An 18001-nucleotide genomic window follows, 5' to 3' on the forward strand; every position below is an offset into this window, starting at 1 on the left:
CGTGGGGCGCCGATCACTGCTCCGGCGCCGTGCCGTCTTCTGCTGTGGGCTCCTCTGGCGTAGCCTCCGCCGCGTCCTCCGAAACCGTCTCGGAGGCCGAGTCTTCCGGAGTCCCCGAAATCTCGGGAGCTTCCTCGGCGGAGTCCTCGCCACCATTGGCGACGTCCGAACCCTCGTCCGCGTTGCGTGCGACCGCGAGAAGAGTGGTTCCGTCACCCAGGTTCATCAGCCGAACGCCCTTGGTCTGCCTGCCCGCCTTGCGCACGTCCCGCGCCGGCGTGCGGATGACCCCGCCGCTGGACGTGATGGCGAACAGCTCGTCGTCCTCGTCGACGATGAGTGCCCCCACCAGCCTGCCACGTTTGCTGTCGTGCTGAATGGTGAGCACGCCCTTGCCGCCGCGGCCCTGTACCGGATAGTCCTCGATCGGCGTCCGCTTCGCATACGCGCCGTCCGTGGCGACCAGCAGGAACTTGTCCGGTTTGACCACGCTGATGCCGAGCAGCTCGTCACCCTCGTTGAACCGCATGCCCAGCACGCCCGAGGTCGGCCGTCCCATCGGGCGCAGCGCCTCGTCGGTGGCGTGGAAGCGGATCGACTGGCCGCCCGCCGACACCAGCAGCAGGTCGTCCTCGGCCGCGGCCAGCACCGCGCCCATCAGCTCGTCACCCTCGCGCAGGTTGATCGCGATGAGCCCGCCCGCGCGGTTGGAGTCGAAGTCGGTGAGCTTCGTCTTCTTCACCAGGCCGCGCTGCGTGGCGAGCACCAGGTACGGCGCGACCTCGTAGTTCGGGATCTCGATGACCTGGGCGATCTGCTCGTCCGGCTGGAACGCGAGCAGGTTCGCCACGTGCTGGCCGCGCGCGTTGCGGTTGGCCTCGGGCAGGTCGTAGGCCTTCGCCCGGTACACCCGGCCCTTGTTCGTGAAGAACAGGATCCAGTCGTGCGTGGAGCACACGAAGAAGTGCTGGACGATGTCGTCCTGCTTCAGCGTCGCGCCCTGCACGCCCTTGCCGCCGCGCTTCTGCGACCGGTACAGATCGGTTTTCGTCCGCTTGGCGTAGCCCGTGCGGGTGATGGTGACGACGACGTCTTCCTGCGCGATCAGGTCCTCGACCGACACGTCGCCGTCGAACGGGATGATCTGCGTGCGCCGGTCGTCGCCGTACTTGTCGACGATCTCCATCAGCTCGTCGCGGATGATCGACCGCTGCCGCTCCGGCTTCGCGAGGATGTCCTTGAGGTCGGCGATCTCCAGCTCGATCTCGGCCAGGGTGTCGATGATCCGCTGCCGCTCCAGCGCGGCCAGCCTGCGCAGCTGCATGTCCAGGATCGCGGTCGCCTGGATCTCGTCGATCTCGAGCAGCGACATCAGGCCCGGCCGGGCCTCGTCGGCCGAGGGCGACCGCCGGATCAGGGCGATCACCTCGTCCAGCATGTCGAGCGCCTTGACCAGACCGCGCAGGATGTGGGCCCGTTCCTCGGCCTTGCGCAGCCGGTACCGGGTCCGCCGCACGATCACGTCGACCTGGTGCTTCACGTAGTGCCGGATGATCTGGTCGAGCCGCAGCGTGCGCGGCACGTCGTCGACCAGCGCCAGCATGTTCACGCCGAAGTTCTGCTGCAGCTGGGTGTGCTTGAACAGGTTGTTCAGCACGACCTTCGCCACCGCGTCGCGCTTGATCGTGATGACGATCCGCATGCCGGAACGGCTGTTGGACTCGTCCGCGATGTCCGCGATGCCGGTGATCTTGCCGTCGCGCACCAGGTGGGCGATGTTCTCCACCAGGTTGTCCGGGTTCACCTGATACGGCAGCTCGGACACGACCAGGATGGTGCGGCCCTTCGCGTCCTCCTCGACCTCGACGACCGCGCGCATCCGGATCGAACCGCGACCGGTGCGGTAGGCGTCCTCGATGCCGGAGGTGCCGAGGATCATCGCCTTGGTCGGGAAGTCCGGGCCCTTGATCCGCACGAGCAGCGCGGCCAGCAGTTCGTCGTCGGTCGCTTCCGGGTTCTCCAGCGCCCACACGACGCCTTCGGACACCTCGCGCAGGTTGTGCGGCGGGATGTTCGTCGCCATCCCGACCGCGATCCCGGAACCGCCGTTGACCAGCAGGTTCGGGAACCGCGACGGCAAAACGTCGGGCTCCTGGGTACGCCCGTCGTAGTTGTCGCGGAAATCGACGGTGTCCTCTTCGATGTCCGCGAGCATCTGCATCGCGAGCGGCGCGAGCCGGGACTCGGTGTACCGCATCGCGGCCGCGGGGTCGTTGCCCGACGAGCCGAAGTTGCCCTGGCCGTCGATCAGCGGATAGCGCAGCGACCACGGCTGGGCGAGCCGCACCAGCGCGTCGTAGATCGCCGAGTCGCCGTGCGGGTGGTAGTTGCCCATGACGTCGCCGACGACGCGGGAGCACTTGTTGTACCCGCGGTCCGGGCGGAACCCGGAGTCGAACATCGAGTACAGGATCCGGCGCGCCACCGGCTTGAGGCCGTCGCGCACGTCCGGCAGCGCCCGCGACACGATGACGCTCATCGCGTAGTCGATGTAGGAGCGCTGCATCTCCTGCTGGATGTCGACCGGCTCGATCCGGTCGTGTTCCGGCGGCAAGGTTTCCGTCATGGGGTCCTTCTTGTGAGCAGTCCTGGGAAGCGGGTGAGAAGGGGACGCCTACACGTCCAGGAAGCGCACGTCCTTGGCGTTGCGCGTGATGAACGAACGGCGGGCTTCCACGTCCTCGCCCATCAGCACGGAGAACAGTTCGTCGGCCTGTGCGGCGTCGTCGAGGGTGACCTGCCCGAGCAGCCGGTTCGCCGGGTCCATCGTGGTCTCCCACAGCTCCTCGGCGTTCATCTCGCCGAGACCCTTGTACCGCTGGATCGCGTCGTCCTTCGGAAGACGGCGGCCCGCCTCGACGCCGGCCTGGATGACCGCGTCGCGTTCCTTGTCGGAGTACGCGTACTCCGGCTCCGACCGCGGCCACTTGATCTTGTACAGCGGCGGCCGCGACAGGAACACGTGGCCGTGCTCGATCAGCGGCGTCATGAACCGGAACAGCAGGGTGAGCAGCAGCGTGGTGATGTGCTGGCCGTCGACGTCGGCGTCGGCCATCAGCACGATCTTGTGGTACCGCAGCTTCGAGATGTCGAAATCGTCGTGGATGCCGGTGCCGAGCGCGGTGATCAGCGACTGGACCTCGGTGTTCTTGAGGACGCGGTCGATGCGGGCCTTCTCGACGTTGATGATCTTGCCCCGGATCGGCAGGATCGCCTGGTACATCGAGTCGCGGCCTTCCTTGGCCGAACCGCCGGCCGAGTCGCCCTCCACGATGTAGAGCTCGCACTCGCCGGGGTCGTTCGAACGGCAGTCCTTGAGCTTGCCCGGCAGACCGCCGATCTCCAGCGCGCCCTTGCGCCGCACCAGGTCGCGCGCCTTGCGGGCGGCGAGCCGGGCCTGCGCCGACGAGATCGACTTGTTGATGATCGTCTTGGCTTCGCTCGGGTTGCGCTCGAACCAGTCGCCGAGCCATTCGTTCGACTGCTGCTGCACGAACGTCTTGGCCTCGCTGTTGCCCAGCTTGGTCTTGGTCTGGCCCTCGAACTGCGGTTCGGACAGCTTGATCGACACGATCGCGGCGAGACCCTCGCGCACGTCGTCGCCGGTCAGGTTCGCGTCCTTCTCCTTGAGCAGCTTCTTGTCGCGCGCGTACGCGTTGACCACGCGGGTGAGCGCGGCGCGGAAGCCCTCTTCGTGCGTGCCGCCCTCGTGCGTGTTGATCGTGTTGGCGAAGGTGTACACCGACGGCGTGAACCCGGTGTTCCACTGCATCGCGACCTCGACCTCGAGGCCGGCGCCCTTGGCGTCGAAGGAGATGACGCTCTCGTGGATCGGGTCCTTGCTGCCGTTGATGTGCTTGACGAAGTCCTCGAGCCCGCCCGGGTAGCAGTAGACGACTTCCTTGACCCTGGCCTGCTTGCCCGCGGCGTCCTCTTCGGTCTCCTCGTCGGCGACGCGCTCGTCGCGCAGCGACAGGGTGAGGCCCTTGTTGAGGAACGCCATCTCCTGCAGGCGGCGCGAGATGGTCTCGAAGTTGTAGGTGGTGGTCTCGAAGATGCTGCCGTCGGCCCAGAAGGTGATGGTGGTGCCGGTGTCGCTGGCCGGGCCGAGGTCCTCGAGCGGACCGGGGACCTGGTTGGTGTACTCCTGGCGCCAGCTGCGCCCGTTCACCTTGATCTCGGCGAGCAGCTTCGTCGACAGCGCGTTCACCACGGAGACGCCGACGCCGTGCAGACCGCCGGACACCGCGTAGGAGTCGCTGTCGAACTTGCCGCCCGCGTGCAGGATGGTCAGCACGACCTCGAGGGTCGGCTTCTTCTCCTTGGGGTGCATGTCGACCGGGATGCCGCGGCCGTCGTCGACGACGCGCACCCCGCCGTCCGCGAGCAGGGTAACCTCGACCTTGGTGGCGTACCCCGCCATCGCCTCGTCCACGGAGTTGTCCACCACCTCCTGGACCAGGTGGTGGAGGCCGCGCTCACCGGTGGAACCGATGTACATGCCGGGGCGCTTGCGAACTGCTTCGAGGCCTTCGAGCACGGTGATGGACGACGCGTTGTACTCGCTCTTGTTCTCGGTCACCGGCGTTGTTTCTCCTCGTCTCGCCCGAGCGGACGCCCGCTACTACAACAGTGTACTTGCCCGCACGCGCTCACATGCGGCTAGGACACCCCTCAGCCGGTCGCAGAGGGACGAAATCACCCTCAGTTGAGTCATCTCGTATCCGAAGCTGCGCGGCCCGGTTCTCGGGGAACTCATCCGCCGGAGCGCAACCCCCGTCAGCCGTACGTGTCACGCGGCCCGCGACCAGGCACGTGCCGGGGCCCTTTCCGCCAGCTCGGAGCAGTCGGACCCTGGATCCGCATCCGCTTGACCACGCCGTTCCCGACGCCCGCGGCGATCTTCGCCAGCAATTTGCCCTGCAGCAACCGCAACTGCGTCGCCCACGCGGTGGAACTCGCGCGGACGGTCAGCTCGCCGTCTTTCAGCGCGACCGGCTGGGCGTGTTCGGCGACGTCCTCGCCCACGAGCCGGGCCCACTGCCCGAACACGCGCGCGTTCGTCATCGTGTCCTGCCAGCCGCTGTCGGAGATCAGCCGCGAGACGAGCCTGCCGAGCGGCTGCGGGTCGCGCGGATCCGCGCCGGGACCGGACCAGCGCCGCCGTGCCCGGTTCTGCCCGCCGCCCCCGTTGATCCGGCCGCGCCGGAGGTTCGGCGGGGCTCCGCGTTCGCGGGCTTTCGCCTTCGCCGCTTCGAGCGCGGCGTGCGCGAGGTCGCGGCCGCTCGGTTTGTCCCCAGCGGCCGTCTCGTTCGGCCCAGTGGAACTGTCACGCTCAGTCGCGCCACGCGCGGGATTTCCGGAAGTGTCGTCCGCTCCCGGGGTGTCAAGACCGCCATCCGGCCGGTTCGTCACTCGCGGCGATAACGCGGCTCCGGGTTTATCCACACTGTCCACAGGTTTGTCCCCAGATCGGTGGGCAACCCGCGTGACCCCGGTCACCCCGCGTGGTCGTCGTGGCTGTTCAGGCACGGTTCACCTCCCCGTCGGCCACCGTGAACCTCGCACCGGCGAGCTCCTCGGGCACGTCCTCGGCCACCGCCGCGGTGATGAGCACCTGCTCGGCGCTCGCGGAGACCTCGGCCAGCCGCGCCCGGCGCTTGCGGTCGAGTTCGGCAAACACATCGTCCAGCAACAAGACCGGTTCGCCCGCTTCGGCGCGCAGAAGTTCGTAACTTCCGAGCCGCAACGCGAGCGCGAACGACCACGACTCGCCGTGGCTCGCGTACCCCTTCGCCGGCGCTTCGCCGAGAATCAGCTCCAGTTCGTCCCGATGCGGGCCGACCAGGCTGATCCCTCGCTCCAATTCCTGCCGCCGCGTGTCCGCCAGCGCCTTCAGCAACAGCTCGCGCAGTACCTCTGCCTCGGCACGCTCTCCGCCAGGCACTCCGTACGACGGCGGAAGCGCTTCGCCGAGCGAAGACTTGTACGCGATCTTCGCCGGGCGAGAGTCGGGCGCGACCCCCATATAGGCGTCGGCCGTGTACGGCGCGAGGTCCGCGATGAGGTTCAGCCGTGCCGCCAGCAGCTGCGCGCCAGCCACTGAAAGATGGTCGTCCCAGACGTCGAGCGTCGACAGCGCGTACGGGTCTTCGCGACCAGTACGACGTTTGCCCGCGGTCTTGAGAAGCGCGTTGCGCTGCTTAAGCACCTTCTCGTAGTCCGCGCGCACGCCTGCGTACCGAGGCGCGCGAAGCACGAGCAGTTCGTCCATGAACCGACGGCGTTCGCTCGGATCGCCGCGCACCAGCGAGAGGTCCTCCGGAGAGAACAGCACCGTACGCAGAATGCCGAGCACGTCGCGCGGCTTGCCGACCGCGCCGCGGTTCACGCGCGCACGGTTGGCGCGGCCGGGCGTGATCTCGAGTTCGACCGTCAGCTCGCGGTCTTCGTTGACGACCGCGACCCGGACGAGCGCGCGCTCACAGCCGTGCCGGACGAGCGGGGCGTCCGTGGCGACCCGGTGCGAACCGAGGGTCGCCACGTAGCCGATCGCTTCGAGCAGGTTCGTCTTCCCCCGGCCGTTCTGGCCGACGAGCACGACCGGCCCCGGTTCGAGGGCGAGGTCGGCCAGCGGCCAGGACCGGAAGTCGGTGACCTGGAGATGTCGCAGATACACGGGCGGGGACCGCGGGAGCTAGCTCCCGGCCTTCTTCACAGCGTGGCCGCCGAACTGGTTGCGCAGCGCGGCGACGGCACGCATCGCGGCGGAGTCCTTCTGCCGGGAGGAGAACCGGGCGAACAGCGCGGCCGACAGCACCGGCGCGGGCACCGCGTTGTTGACCGCTTCCTCCAGCGTCCAGCGGCCTTCGCCGGAGTCCTCGACGTAGCCTTCGAGGTCGTCCAGGTCCGGGTCCTCGTCCAGCGCGCGCACCAGCAGGTCGAGCAGCCAGGAGCGGACCACGGTGCCGCGCTGCCAGCCCTTGATCACGGCGGGCACGTCGTCGACGGTCTTCGCGGCTTCGAGCAGCTCGAAGCCCTCGGCGTAGGCCTGCATGATGCCGTACTCGATGCCGTTGTGGATCATCTTCGCGTAGTGCCCGGCACCGACCGAGCCGGCGTGCGAGAAGCCTTCCTCGCGCGGGCCCTCCGGACGGAGCGCGTCGAAGATCGGCATCGCGCGCTGGACGTCCGACGCCGCGCCGCCGACCATCAGGCCGTAGCCGTTGTCCTTGCCCCACACGCCGCCGGAGACGCCGCAGTCGAGGTAGCCGACACCGTGCGCGGCGAGCAGATCAGCGTTCAGCTTGTCGTCGGTGAACTTCGAGTTCCCGCCGTCGATCACCAGGTCGCCCTCGGACAGCAGCTGCCCGAGTTCGGTCACGGTCTGCCGGGTCGGCTCGCCCGCCGGGACCATGATCCACACGATCCGGGGACCGGACAGCTTGGACACCAGGTCTTCGAGCGAGGTCGAGTCGCTGACGTCCTGGTTGCGGTCGTAGCCGACCACCTCGTGCCCGGCGGCACGCAGCCGCTCGCGCATGTTGAAGCCCATCTTGCCCAGGCCGACGAGACCCAGCTGAACCATGAGATCCCCTTTGGATTGGATCGGTTTTCCTCGGTTGGACGCGCGCCGCTCAGCCCGGCAGCCGGACCGGCATGAGCAGGTACAGATACCCGGGGACGACGTTGCCCTCGGCGTCGGCTGGCTTGATCAGCGCCGGGCGGTTGGGCGTGGTGAACGTCAGCTCGGCCCGGTCGCTGTGCAGCGCGCCGAGGCCGTCGACGAGGTAGCCGGGGTTGAACGCGATGGTGACCGGCTCGCCCTCGTAGTCGACCTGGAGTTCTTCCTCGGCGCTGCCCTCGTCGTCGCCGCCCGCGGACAGCCGCAGGGAGCCGTCGCCGAATTCGAGCCGCACCTGGGTGCCGCGCTCGGCGACCAGCGACACGCGCTTGATCGACTCGGTGAGCGCGCTGACCTCGATGACCGCGCGCGAGGTGTGGTTCGCGGGCAGCAGCTGGCGGTACGGCGGGAACTCGGCGTCGAGCAGCCGGGTGGTCGTGTAGCGGCCGGCCCCGGACAGGCCGAGCAGACCGTCGCCGGAAGCGAGCGCGAGCTGCACGGTGGTGCCCGCGCCGCCGAGCGTCTTGGCCGCCTCGGCGAGCGTGCGCGCCGGGACGAGCACCGCGGCGTCGGACAGGCCCTCGGCGGGCTTCCAGGTGAACTCGCGCATGGCGAGCCGGAACCGGTCGGTGGCGACGAGGGTGAGCGTCTCGCCGGAGATCTCCAGCCGCATGCCGGTGAGCATGGGGAGCGTGTCGTCCTTGCCCGCCGCGGTGGCGACCTGGGTGACCGCCTGGCCGAAGACGTCGCCGGTGAGCTCGCCCGCGTGCGCGGGCTGGGACGGCAGCTGCGGATAGTCCTCGACCGGCATGGTCGGGAGGCTGAACCGGGCGCTGCCGCACGTGATGGTGGCGCGGGCGCCGTCGACGGAGATCTCCACCGGCTGCGCGGGGAGCGCCTTGGTGATGTCGGCGAGGAGGCGGCCGGAGACGAGCAGCCGTCCGCCGTCGGCGATGGTCGCGGGCACGCCGACCGTGGCCGAGACCTCGTAGTCGAAGCCGGAGACCGTGAGCGCGTCGGACTCCCCGTCCGCGCCCGCGTCGAGGAGAACACCGCCCAGCACCGGCACCGGAGGCCGGGAGGGGAGGCTTCTGGCCACCCACGCGACGGCGTCGGCGAGCCCGTCGCGCTCGACGCGGATCTTCATGCGCGCTTCCTTTCGACAGCCGAGCCCCTCGGCTCGTGAAGGGGTCGCCGGGCGCCAGTCGTGAGCACCGCGCGCGACCGGGTCCCCGCCGGTCCGGTCCGCCCCGCGCGGGAACGGACCAGCTGCAGACATCCACGTTAGGCCGTCGCCGGGGGTGCCGTCACCTCGGCCTCCCCTTCACTTTGTCGACAAGACGACACGAATCTCGGCTTGTCCCCAGTTTCGTCCTCCGCCTGTTTTTGTTCTGTTCTTTCTTAGAAGAGATGAAAAACCAGTAGCAGTAATAGGGGCTGTGGATTGTGTGGACAGCGCTCGTTCGCGCTGGTCGTGGCGTGCGTCGGCCTGTGGGCAGCCCTGGTGGCGGATCGGTGGATGGTTCGGGCGATCCGTGGATGGTTTCGAGCCGTCCCGGATTCATCCACAGTTGTCCCCAGTTATCCCCACGGTTGTCCCCAGGTTGGGACCGAGTTGTACCCAGGCTCTGGGGGCAGCCGAAGCGGCCGGGATCGCCCTGGTGAGTGACGACCCACAGTTGTGGATGACCTGTGGGCAACCTGGGGAATCCGCGTGGACAACCCTGGGGACAACCTGTGGATCCGGCGTGAACGGGATGTGGATCAAATCCGGGTCGCCGCAGGTCTGGGATTCGTTGGCACTGTGGGCAAACTGCACACACCCTGGGGAAAACCCCTTGTGTATCAATGAGTTTGGGAAATTCTCTGTACACAGGCTGTGGACGTCTGTGGATGCGTACGCGTGCTTCGCTCCGCTGCTTATCCGTACGCACGCTTCGGCTGCGTACGCGCGAGAAGCCAGTCATGGCAGCAAAAAGGGCACCACGGGTGGTCCGTGGTGCCCTTATCGTCGAAACCAGACTGTCTACAAGCGAGTGTCCAAAAGCGGCAGTCGGCTACTGCCGAGCGCGCTGCTTGATGCGCGAGGTGAGCTCCTGCACCTGGTCGTAAATCCGCCGGCGCTCTGCCATCTCCTTGCGGATCTTCTTGTCCGCGTGCATGACGGTCGTGTGGTCGCGGCCGCCGAACGTCTGGCCGATCTTCGGCAGCGACATCTCGGTCAGCTCGCGGCAGAGGTACATCGCGATCTGCCGCGCTGTGGCGAGCGCCTTCGTCTTGCCGGGCCCGCACAGCTCGTCGAGCGTCACGTCGAAGAACTCGGCGGTGACGCCCATGATGGTCGGCGCGGTGATCTCCGGCGTGTGCGAATCCGGGATCAGGTCGCGCAGCACGATCTCGGCGAGCCCGACTTCCACCGGCTGCTGGTTCAGCGACGCGAACGCGGTGACGCGGATCAGCGCGCCCTCCAGTTCGCGGATGTTCGCCTCGACCCGCGACGCGATGAACTCCAGCACCTCGCCGGGCACCGCGAGCCGGTCCTGAGCGGCCTTCTTGCGCAGGATCGCGATCCGGGTCTCCAGCTCAGGCGGCTGGATGTCGGTGATCAGGCCCCATTCGAACCGCGTCCGCAGCCGGTCCTCCAGGGTTTCCAGCCGCTTGGGCGGCCGGTCGGAGCTGACGACGATCTGCTTGTTCTGGTTGTGCAGCGTGTTGAAGGTGTGGAAGAACTCCTCCTGGGTTCCTTCCTTGCCCTCCAGGAACTGGATGTCGTCCACCAGCAGGATGTCGACGTCGCGGTAGCGGCGCTGAAACGCGACCTTGCGGTCATCGCGCAGCGAGTTGATGAAGTCGTTCGTGAACTCTTCGGTCGAGACGTAGCGCACGCGCATGCCGGGGAACAGCCGCTGGGCGTAGTGCCCGACCGCGTGCAGCAGGTGCGTCTTGCCGAGCCCGGACTCGCCCCAGATGAACAGCGGGTTGTACGCGCGGGCGGGCGCCTCGGCGACGGCGACCGCGGCGGCGTGCGCGAAGCGGTTGGACGCGCCGATGACGAAGGTGTCGAAGTTGTACTTCTCGTTCAGCTTCGTCTTCGACGTCTGCGGCTGCGCGGGAGCGGTGTAGGGCTGGCCCGCGATCGGCTGCCCGGCGAACCGGGGCCAGATCTCGTTCGCGGTCGCCAGCGCTTCGCCCTCTTCGTCGACTTCTTCGTCCGGGTCCTCGAGGTCGTCGAGGACGGGGTGCAGCGGCTGCTGAGGAGGCGGTGGCGGCGGCGGGTCGACCCGGGCCGGCGGAAGACCGGCCGCTTCGACCTGAGGCCGGCGCGGCGGCGGTTTCGGCTTCGGGCGCTCCGGGCGCACGTGGTCGGCCTGGCCGTTCTCCAGGTGCGGGCTCGCCTGCGGCACCGGCTCCGGCCGCGGGACATCGTTTTCCACCCGGGCGGGTGACGCCGCATAGCGGGGGGCGGGCGCGACCGGTTCGGTGCTGTCGACCTTCACCGCGAGCGACACCGGACGGCCGAGCCGCCGCGACAGTGCTTCGGTGATCGAGGTGCGCAGCGCGCGTTCGATGGCTTCCTTCGCGAAATCGCTCGGCGCGGCGAGCAGCGCGGTGCCGTCGAGGAGACCGATCGGGCGGGTCACCCGCATCCAGGCTCGTTGCTGCGGGGAGAGGGTGCCGTCGGACAGCTCCCGCACCACCTGCTCCCAGATGACGCCCAGATTGTGCTGGTGCTCCGACACCGGTCTGACTCCCCTCCCCTCGTCGGCGCGCACGCCTGCGACCCGCCCCGAGCACGTCCTGGAAGCTCGCCTCGAGCACGCGGTCCGGACTCACCCGCGCGACGGCACAGCGATATCCACAAAGTTGTCCACAGCTGTGCACTAATGTACGGCCGTCCGCAGCCACGCGACCTGCGGGCTCGGCGTACTCCCCGGGCACCTCCACACCCCCCGGCGTCGGCGAGGCCGAATCAGTCCTGCCCGGAGGCCGAGAGAGGCACGCTAACAAGCCCTGCTCGATGCCACAAGACGTGGTGCTGCGCAAGCATTTCACGGTGTACGGCGTGTTGCCATTCGGTGCCGCGCCGTGCCGGAAGGCAGTCTCGCCGGTCGGTCGCCGAGGGCGCCGGAGGGGCGCCTGCAGCGTTCACGACCGGGGTGCGTACCCTCGTAAGGTCTCCCGTATGCGACGGGTGCGTTTCGCGTGCCTACGTATGTCGTCGCTCGTCGTGACGAGGCCACCCGGTGGTAGGAGACAGCACGAACTTCCGTGCGACCCGCACGACACGCCGGGCGCCGGGGAATCCGCCGTCGCCCGACGGCCGAGACACAGGAGAAGCAGTGAGCAAGGGCAAGCGCACCTTCCAGCCGAACAACCGTCGTCGCGCGAAGACCCACGGTTTCCGCCTGCGCATGCGGACCCGTGCGGGCCGGGCGATCCTCGCGGCGCGCCGTCGCAAGGGCCGCGCCGAGCTGTCCGCCTGATCCGGCTCAGCCGGACCGCGTCGTGCTGCCCGCTGGCGCACGTCTGCGGCGGAGCGAGGACTTCCGGGTCGTCCTCCGCCGGGGGTCCCGAGCCGGCAGGCGCCGCCTCGTCGTCCACGCGTTGACCACGGACCCGTCCGTGGCCGCTTCGTTCGCGGCCAGGGCGGGTTTTGTGGTGAGCAAGGCCGTCGGGAACTCGGTGGTGCGCCACCGGGTGACCCGGCGGTTGCGGCACCTGGTTTCCGCGCGTCTCGGAACACTGCCCGCGGGCAGCTCGTTGGTGGTACGGGCATTGCCTCCGGCCGCGTCCGCGTCGAGCGCTGAGCTCGCCGCGGATCTCGACGCCGCACTGCGCCGGCTCGGCCTCGCGCCGTCCGGCCGCCCGGCCGGGGCCGATGCTCCCCGGCAGCCGCGCCAGCAGGGCACGGCACCCGACCACGGATCAGCGGTGTAAACGGCTATGGACGCCACCTCCGAACACAGCACCACCGAAGTACCCGAGGACGAGTCGCCGCCCCGGCCTGGACCGGTCGCGTGGGTGCTGCTCCTCCCCGTGCGGTTCTACCGCAAGGCGATTTCGCCCTTTCTTCCTCCGGCCTGCCGGTTCTACCCGAGCTGCAGCGCGTACGCAGTCGAAGCACTGACCCGCCACGGCGCGGCCAAGGGCTCCTACCTCGCGCTGCGCCGGCTGCTTCGCTGCGGCCCGTGGACCCCGCCCGGCCGCGACCCGGTGCCCGAGAAGTTCTCGTGGCGGCACCGCACGCCTGAAACACCGATCGAGGAGTAGCTCAGTGCTCGATTTCATCTACTACCCCGTGTCCTTCATCTTGTGGTGTTGGCACAAGGTCTTCGGGTTCGTCTTCGGGGAAGCGACCGCGATCTCGTGGATCCTCGGCATCATCTTCCTGACGTTCACCGTCCGCGGCATCATGTTCAAGCCGTTCGTGAACCAGGTCCGGTCGATGAAGAAGATGCAAGACTTCGCGCCGGAAATGAAGAAGATCCAGAAGAAGTACGCGAACGACCGGCAGCGCCAGGCGCAGGAGATGCAGAAGCTCCAGCGCGAGCACGGCGTCAACCCGCTCGGCAGCTGCCTTCCGATGATCCTTCAGATCCCGGTCTTCATCGGCCTGAACCACGTGCTGCGCGCGTTCACCATGAAGCCCGCCGACGGCAGCCCGAAGACCGAGAACTACTTCTTCAACGCCCATGACGTGAACTCCTACGTCAGCGCGAAGCTCTTCGGCGTCAACCTGGGCGAGGCGGTCAACAACGGCGTCGGCGCCGTCGCCGGGCACGTCGCGAACGGCGGGTGGCACTGGGAGGTCCTCCCGGTCGCGCTGCCGCTGATGATCATCGCCTCGATCGCCACGCACCTCACCGCGCGGCACTCGGTCTCCCGGCAGAACGCGTCGGCCGCGGGCACCGCGCAGACCGCGATCATGAACAAGCTCACCATGTACGTCTTCCCGCTCGGTGTGCTCGTCTTCGGTGCGTTCTTCCCGCTCGGCCTGCTCTTCTACTGGCTGGCGAACAACGGCTGGACGCTCATGCAGCAGCGCCTCGTCTACACGAAGATCGACAAGGAAGAGGAAGCCCGCAAGGCCGAGGCGGCCGAGAAGCGCGCGTCGCTCGGCCCGAAGCCGGGCCAGAAGCCGACCGCGCCGAAGGTCGGGCAGAAGCCGGTGCAGCAGAAGAAGAACCAGCAGCAGGGTCAGCAGGGCAAGGTGACCAAGGCGGGTTCGGCGCACGGCTTCGCACAGACCTCGTCCTCCAGCGGCAAGTCCGGCGGTGTCGCTTCCTCGCCGAAGAAGGCAGCCGAGACAGCCGAGGCGGCGGAGAGCGCGCCGGAGCAGACGTCGACCCAGAACGGATCGAAGGAGAACGGCACCGGAGTGCCCGGGCTCCTCAAGGACTCGAACAGGAAGTCGGGCCGGAAGCGTCGCTGACGCTTCGGGTTCGGAGAGGAGACTGAAGATGTCGGAGACGGTCGACACGATCGACGCCGATCAGGAAGAGACGAGTGCGGCGGCCGAGCCGAAGGCGGGCGGTGACGACGCTCTCGTGCAAGAGGGCGACATCGCTGGCGACTATCTCGAGCGCCTGCTGGACCTGCTCGACTACGACGGCGACATCGACCTGGACGTCGAAGCGGGCCGCGCGATCGTGAGCATCGACGGCGGCGACGACCTCGAAAAGCTGGTCGGCCCCCGCGGCACGGTGCTCGAAGCGCTGCAGGAGCTGACCCGTCTCGCGGTCCAGCAGGAGACCGGCTCGCGCAGCCGGCTGATGCTGGACATCGCCGGCTGGCGCGCGGACCGCCGCGAGGAGCTCCGCGAACTCGGCCGGTCCACCGCGGAGTCGGTGCTGTCGAGCGGCGAGCGGGTTCGCCTGCAGCCGATGAGCCCGTTCGAGCGCAAGGTCGTCCACGACGCGGTCGCGACGGTCAAGGGCGTCACGAGCGAGAGCGAGGGCGAGGACCCGAAGCGGCGCGTGGTGATCTTCCCCGAGGACTGAGCCCTCGGAAGCACTGAGCGGAAGCGGCCCACCGGATTCACTCCGGTGGGCCGCTTCTTTTATGCCTTCCTTCTGACGCAGTCTCTCGGCACCGCGAGTACGACCGGCACCGTGCCTGCCGAACCCGCCGAGCAGCCCCTGGCCTCTAGGCGATGCCGCGTCGCGCGTCGTCCGCTGGCGACACTCCTGCCCCCTGTCATGTTCTAGGCAGCGGTTAGGCAAGGACGACTGCCGTCACGTTCATCAGCCGCCGCCCGGCTCCCCTGCACCCGACGAGTGACGCCCGAGCCTTCCGTCGCCCGAGGATCGTCATCGCTCCGACTCGACGCCGCCGCGAATTACAAGCGTGGCGTTTCACGTGAAACTCGCCGCCTCCTCCCCCGGCCGATCGCGTTTCACGTGAAACGACCTGTGGATCGCTCGGCGACTCGAGTGGACTTGTCCACAGTTGCGGTCTGTCGGCTCGATTTGGCGTCGGCATCAGGGACAATCAATCGAGCGCGTTTCACGTGAAACGCGCGGAGCGAGGAGTGCGAGTAGTGAGCTTGGACGGCGCCACCGGGACGGTCCGGACCGCGGCGGTGGAGGTGTTCGGGGAGCGCGTCGAGCAAGCCGCCGGGTACGTGGAGCTGCTGGCGACTCATGGGGTCGAGCGAGGGTTGATCGGACCGCGTGAGGTCGACCGGCTGTGGGAGCGGCACGTGCTGAACTCCGCGGTGATCGGTGAGCAGATCCCGTCCGAGGCGCGCGTGGTCGACGTCGGGTCGGGCGCGGGGCTTCCGGGAGTACCGCTGGCGATCGCTCGACCGGACCTCGATATCGTGCTCTTGGAACCCATGGCTCGCCGGGTTGACTGGTTGGCCGAGGTCGCCGAGAAGCTGGAACTCCCGATCACCATCGTCCGTGGACGCGCCGAGGAGCGGTCCGTACGCGAGCAGCTGAGTGGCGCAGACGTCGTCACCGCCCGCGCGGTCGCCCCTCTTGCTCGGCTCGCGGGCTGGTGCCTTCCCCTGGTTCGTCCCGAAGGTCGACTGGTTGCCCTCAAAGGCGCCAGCGCCGCCGAAGAGATCTCCCGTGACCGCGACGCGGTGCGCAAGGCCGGTGGGGCCGAACCACAGGTCGCGGAATGCGGGAAGGCAGTACTCGAAGTCCCCAGCACGGTGGTCCTGATCCGTCGCCTGCCGCCGAAGCCGAACCGGCCACGCGGCAGACGGAGCTAGCGAACGACAACAGCCGCGCCGTTCCACGTGAAACATCGCGGTGTGAACGCCCCCGAATCGTCTACCAGGAGGAGGTGTCGAGACCGGTGAATCCCCCGCCGTCCGACTCCGCGGAGGCCAGCCAGGAGATGGGCTGGACGCCGATCGCTGAAGAAGCCGTTCGCGCCGCGAGCGTGCTCCACCCCAAGGAAGGGGTACTCCCCCGTCCGTCTCGTCGCCGGGTGCTCACCGTCGCCAACCAGAAGGGCGGGGTCGGCAAGACGACGAGCACCGTCAACCTGGCGGCGGCGCTCGCCGTGCACGGGCTGAAAACGTTGGTGATCGACCTCGACCCGCAGGGCAACGCCAGCACCGCGCTCGACATCGACCACCGCTCCGGGACGCCGTCGATCTACGAGGTGCTCATTGGCGAGGTCTCGATCGCCGAGGCCGCGCAGCAGAGCGAGCAGTCCCCCAACCTCTACTGCGTGCCCGCGACGATCGACCTCGCCGGCGCCGAGATCGAACTCGTCTCCATGGCGAACCGCGAGACGCGGCTCAAGGAGGCGCTGTCGTCCGGCGCGCTCGACGAGATCGGCGTCGACTACGTCTTCATCGACTGCCCGCCGTCGCTCGGTCTCCTCACCGTCAACGCGATGGTGGCGGCGCAGGAAGTGCTCATCCCGATCCAGTGCGAGTACTACGCACTCGAAGGTCTCGGGCAGCTCCTCAGCAACATCGAACTCGTGCAGCAGCACCTCAACCGCGAACTCAGCGTGTCGACGATTCTGCTCACCATGTACGACGGTCGCACCAAACTGGCCGACCAGGTGACCAACGAGGTCCGGAACCACTTCGGCGAAACGGTGCTGAAGACCGTCATCCCGCGCAGCGTGAAGGTGTCCGAGGCGCCTGGCTACGGCCAGACCGTCCTCTCCTACGACCCCGGTTCACGTGGCGCCATGAGCTATCTCGACGCGGCGAAGGAGATCGCCGAGCGGGGTGTGAACGAGAGGAGCAGCACCGCATGACTGAGCGCAGAGGAGGGCTCGGCCGCGGACTGGCGGCCCTGATCCCGACCGGACCGGCGACGCCTCCTCCGGCCGCGACCGAGGCCAGCACGCCCGCGGAGAAAGCGGTACGCGAGGACAAGGGCTGGTTCGCGGCGAACGGTGCCGCGGGCCAGCCGAGCGGCGAGGTCGCCGGCGCGGTGTACCGCGAGATCCCGGTCAGCTCGGTCAAGCCGAACCCGAAGCAGCCGCGCCAGGTTTTCGACGAGGAAGCACTCGCCGAACTCGAGCATTCGATCCGCGAGTTCGGGCTCATGCAGCCGATCGTCGTCCGCGAACTCGGCGACGACGAGTACGAACTCGTCATGGGCGAGCGCCGGCTGCGCGCCTCGCAGCAGGCGGAGCTCGAGGCGATCCCGGCGATCGTGCGGCAGACTGCCGACGAGTCGATGCTGCGGGACGCGCTGCTGGAGAACATCCACCGCGTGCAGCTGAACCCGCTCGAAGAGGCGGCGGCCTATCAGCAGCTGCTCGACGAGTTCGCGGTGACGCACGAGGAGCTGGCCGGGCGCATCGGCCGCAGCCGTCCGGTCATCACGAACACCATCCGGTTGCTCAAGCTCCCCCTCCCCGTGCAGCGGCGGGTGGCCGCGGGCGTGCTGTCCGCCGGGCACGCGCGGGCGCTGCTGTCGTTGGAGGATCCGGAAAGCCAGGAGGAACTGGCGGCGCGGATCGTCGCGGAGGGCATGTCGGTGCGGGCCACCGAGGAAGCCGTCACGCTGAAGAAGAGCGAGAAGCCGGCGAAGCCGAAGGCCGCTCCCCGAAAGCAGATCCAGGCGCCCGGATTGCAGGAACTCGCGAACCGGCTGTCCGATCGGTTCGACACCCGGGTGAAGGTCGACCTCGGCCGGCGCAAGGGGCGCATCGTTCTCGAGTTCGGGTCGGTTGACGATCTTGAGCGGATCGTCGGGATCATCGACGCGAATTCCGGGGAAAAATCGGCGAATCAGAGCGACGAAACCGATTAGGGATCACCCAGGGGCGTTTCGTCACGGTGATGATTGCGGATCGAGGCGGCCACGGTCACGCGGAGTGGCCGCCGGAATC

General features: G+C 68.4%; 15 protein-coding genes. 8 read left to right on the forward strand and 7 right to left on the reverse strand.

Going from position 1 to position 18001, the window contains the following annotated elements:
* Positions 1 to 13: 13 nt before the first annotated feature.
* The 7 genes from gyrA to dnaA all read right to left on the reverse strand — a co-directional run bounded on the left by gyrA (position 14) and on the right by dnaA (position 11424).
* Positions 14 to 2626, reverse strand: coding sequence for a DNA gyrase subunit A (gene gyrA, locus PUT80_RS16315; protein WP_037809152.1), 2613 nt, complete (start codon positions 2624 to 2626; stop codon positions 14 to 16).
* A gap of 48 nt (positions 2627 to 2674) precedes the next feature.
* Positions 2675 to 4642: a DNA topoisomerase (ATP-hydrolyzing) subunit B gene (gene gyrB, locus PUT80_RS16320; protein ID WP_037809150.1), complete on the reverse strand. Its 1968-nt coding sequence runs from the start codon at positions 4640 to 4642 to the stop codon at positions 2675 to 2677.
* Between the two features lie 197 nt (positions 4643 to 4839).
* Entirely contained in the window at positions 4840 to 5475 is a 636-nt protein-coding gene (locus tag PUT80_RS16325) for a DciA family protein (RefSeq protein ID WP_275292625.1), read from the reverse strand.
* A gap of 109 nt (positions 5476 to 5584) precedes the next feature.
* The gene (gene recF / locus PUT80_RS16330; protein WP_037809147.1) at positions 5585 to 6739 is read right to left on the reverse strand and encodes a DNA replication/repair protein RecF; all 1155 of its coding nucleotides are present in this window, start codon (positions 6737 to 6739) and stop codon (positions 5585 to 5587) included.
* A gap of 18 nt (positions 6740 to 6757) precedes the next feature.
* Positions 6758 to 7648: a phosphogluconate dehydrogenase (NAD(+)-dependent, decarboxylating) gene (gene gnd, locus PUT80_RS16335; protein ID WP_037809145.1), complete on the reverse strand. Its 891-nt coding sequence runs from the start codon at positions 7646 to 7648 to the stop codon at positions 6758 to 6760.
* A gap of 49 nt (positions 7649 to 7697) precedes the next feature.
* A complete protein-coding gene (gene dnaN / locus PUT80_RS16340; protein WP_037809143.1) occupies positions 7698 to 8831 on the reverse strand; it encodes a DNA polymerase III subunit beta in 1134 nt (377 codons plus the stop codon).
* A gap of 910 nt (positions 8832 to 9741) precedes the next feature.
* Entirely contained in the window at positions 9742 to 11424 is a 1683-nt protein-coding gene (dnaA, locus tag PUT80_RS16345; protein WP_037809141.1) for a chromosomal replication initiator protein DnaA, read from the reverse strand.
* Between the two features lie 600 nt (positions 11425 to 12024).
* Here dnaA and rpmH point away from each other — a divergent pair.
* The 8 genes from rpmH to PUT80_RS16385 all read left to right on the forward strand — a co-directional run bounded on the left by rpmH (position 12025) and on the right by PUT80_RS16385 (position 17922).
* Positions 12025 to 12168 carry a 50S ribosomal protein L34 gene (gene rpmH, locus PUT80_RS16350; RefSeq protein WP_037363527.1) on the forward strand — a complete coding sequence of 48 codons (144 nt, stop codon included), beginning with the start codon at positions 12025 to 12027 and terminating at the stop codon, positions 12166 to 12168.
* A 22-nt stretch (positions 12169 to 12190) separates the two neighbouring features.
* Positions 12191 to 12622: a ribonuclease P protein component gene (rnpA, locus tag PUT80_RS16355; RefSeq protein WP_037809139.1), complete on the forward strand. Its 432-nt coding sequence runs from the start codon at positions 12191 to 12193 to the stop codon at positions 12620 to 12622.
* 6 nt (positions 12623 to 12628) lie between these two features.
* Positions 12629 to 12955 (forward strand): membrane protein insertion efficiency factor YidD, encoded by a 327-nt coding sequence (yidD, locus tag PUT80_RS16360; RefSeq protein ID WP_037809137.1) that lies wholly within the window; start codon positions 12629 to 12631, stop codon positions 12953 to 12955.
* A 4-nt stretch (positions 12956 to 12959) separates the two neighbouring features.
* Entirely contained in the window at positions 12960 to 14117 is a 1158-nt protein-coding gene (gene yidC / locus PUT80_RS16365; RefSeq protein ID WP_037809135.1) for a membrane protein insertase YidC, read from the forward strand.
* 28 nt (positions 14118 to 14145) lie between these two features.
* The gene (locus PUT80_RS16370) at positions 14146 to 14685 is read left to right on the forward strand and encodes a R3H domain-containing nucleic acid-binding protein (RefSeq protein ID WP_037809133.1); all 540 of its coding nucleotides are present in this window, start codon (positions 14146 to 14148) and stop codon (positions 14683 to 14685) included.
* Between the two features lie 539 nt (positions 14686 to 15224).
* Entirely contained in the window at positions 15225 to 15905 is a 681-nt protein-coding gene (rsmG, locus tag PUT80_RS16375; protein ID WP_037809131.1) for a 16S rRNA (guanine(527)-N(7))-methyltransferase RsmG, read from the forward strand.
* An 86-nt stretch (positions 15906 to 15991) separates the two neighbouring features.
* Complete coding sequence (locus PUT80_RS16380; protein WP_037809129.1) at positions 15992 to 16915, forward strand: ParA family protein; 924 nt, start codon at positions 15992 to 15994, stop codon at positions 16913 to 16915.
* Positions 16912 to 17922, forward strand: a complete 1011-nt coding sequence (locus tag PUT80_RS16385) for a ParB/RepB/Spo0J family partition protein (protein ID WP_037809127.1) — start codon at positions 16912 to 16914, stop codon at positions 17920 to 17922. Before PUT80_RS16380 ends, PUT80_RS16385 begins: the two co-directional genes overlap by 4 nt.
* Positions 17923 to 18001 lie beyond the last annotated feature (79 nt).

Origin of the sequence: Amycolatopsis sp. La24 (assembly GCF_029087445.1) — a bacterium.
GTDB lineage: Bacteria > Actinomycetota > Actinomycetes > Mycobacteriales > Pseudonocardiaceae > Amycolatopsis > Amycolatopsis nivea.

What these genes read in the sequence shown, in the direction of transcription:
- gyrA (WP_037809152.1), bottom strand. Translation starts at nt 2,626, where the DNA reads ATGACGGAAACCTTGCCGCCGGAACACGACCGGATCGAGCCGGTCGAC.
- gnd (WP_037809145.1), bottom strand. Translation starts at nt 7,648, where the DNA reads ATGGTTCAGCTGGGTCTCGTCGGCCTGGGCAAGATGGGCTTCAACATG.
- dnaN (WP_037809143.1), bottom strand. Translation starts at nt 8,831, where the DNA reads ATGAAGATCCGCGTCGAGCGCGACGGGCTCGCCGACGCCGTCGCGTGG.
- yidD (WP_037809137.1), top strand. Translation starts at nt 12,629, where the DNA reads ATGGACGCCACCTCCGAACACAGCACCACCGAAGTACCCGAGGACGAG.
- PUT80_RS16370 (WP_037809133.1), top strand. Translation starts at nt 14,146, where the DNA reads ATGTCGGAGACGGTCGACACGATCGACGCCGATCAGGAAGAGACGAGT.
- PUT80_RS16385 (WP_037809127.1), top strand. Translation starts at nt 16,912, where the DNA reads ATGACTGAGCGCAGAGGAGGGCTCGGCCGCGGACTGGCGGCCCTGATC.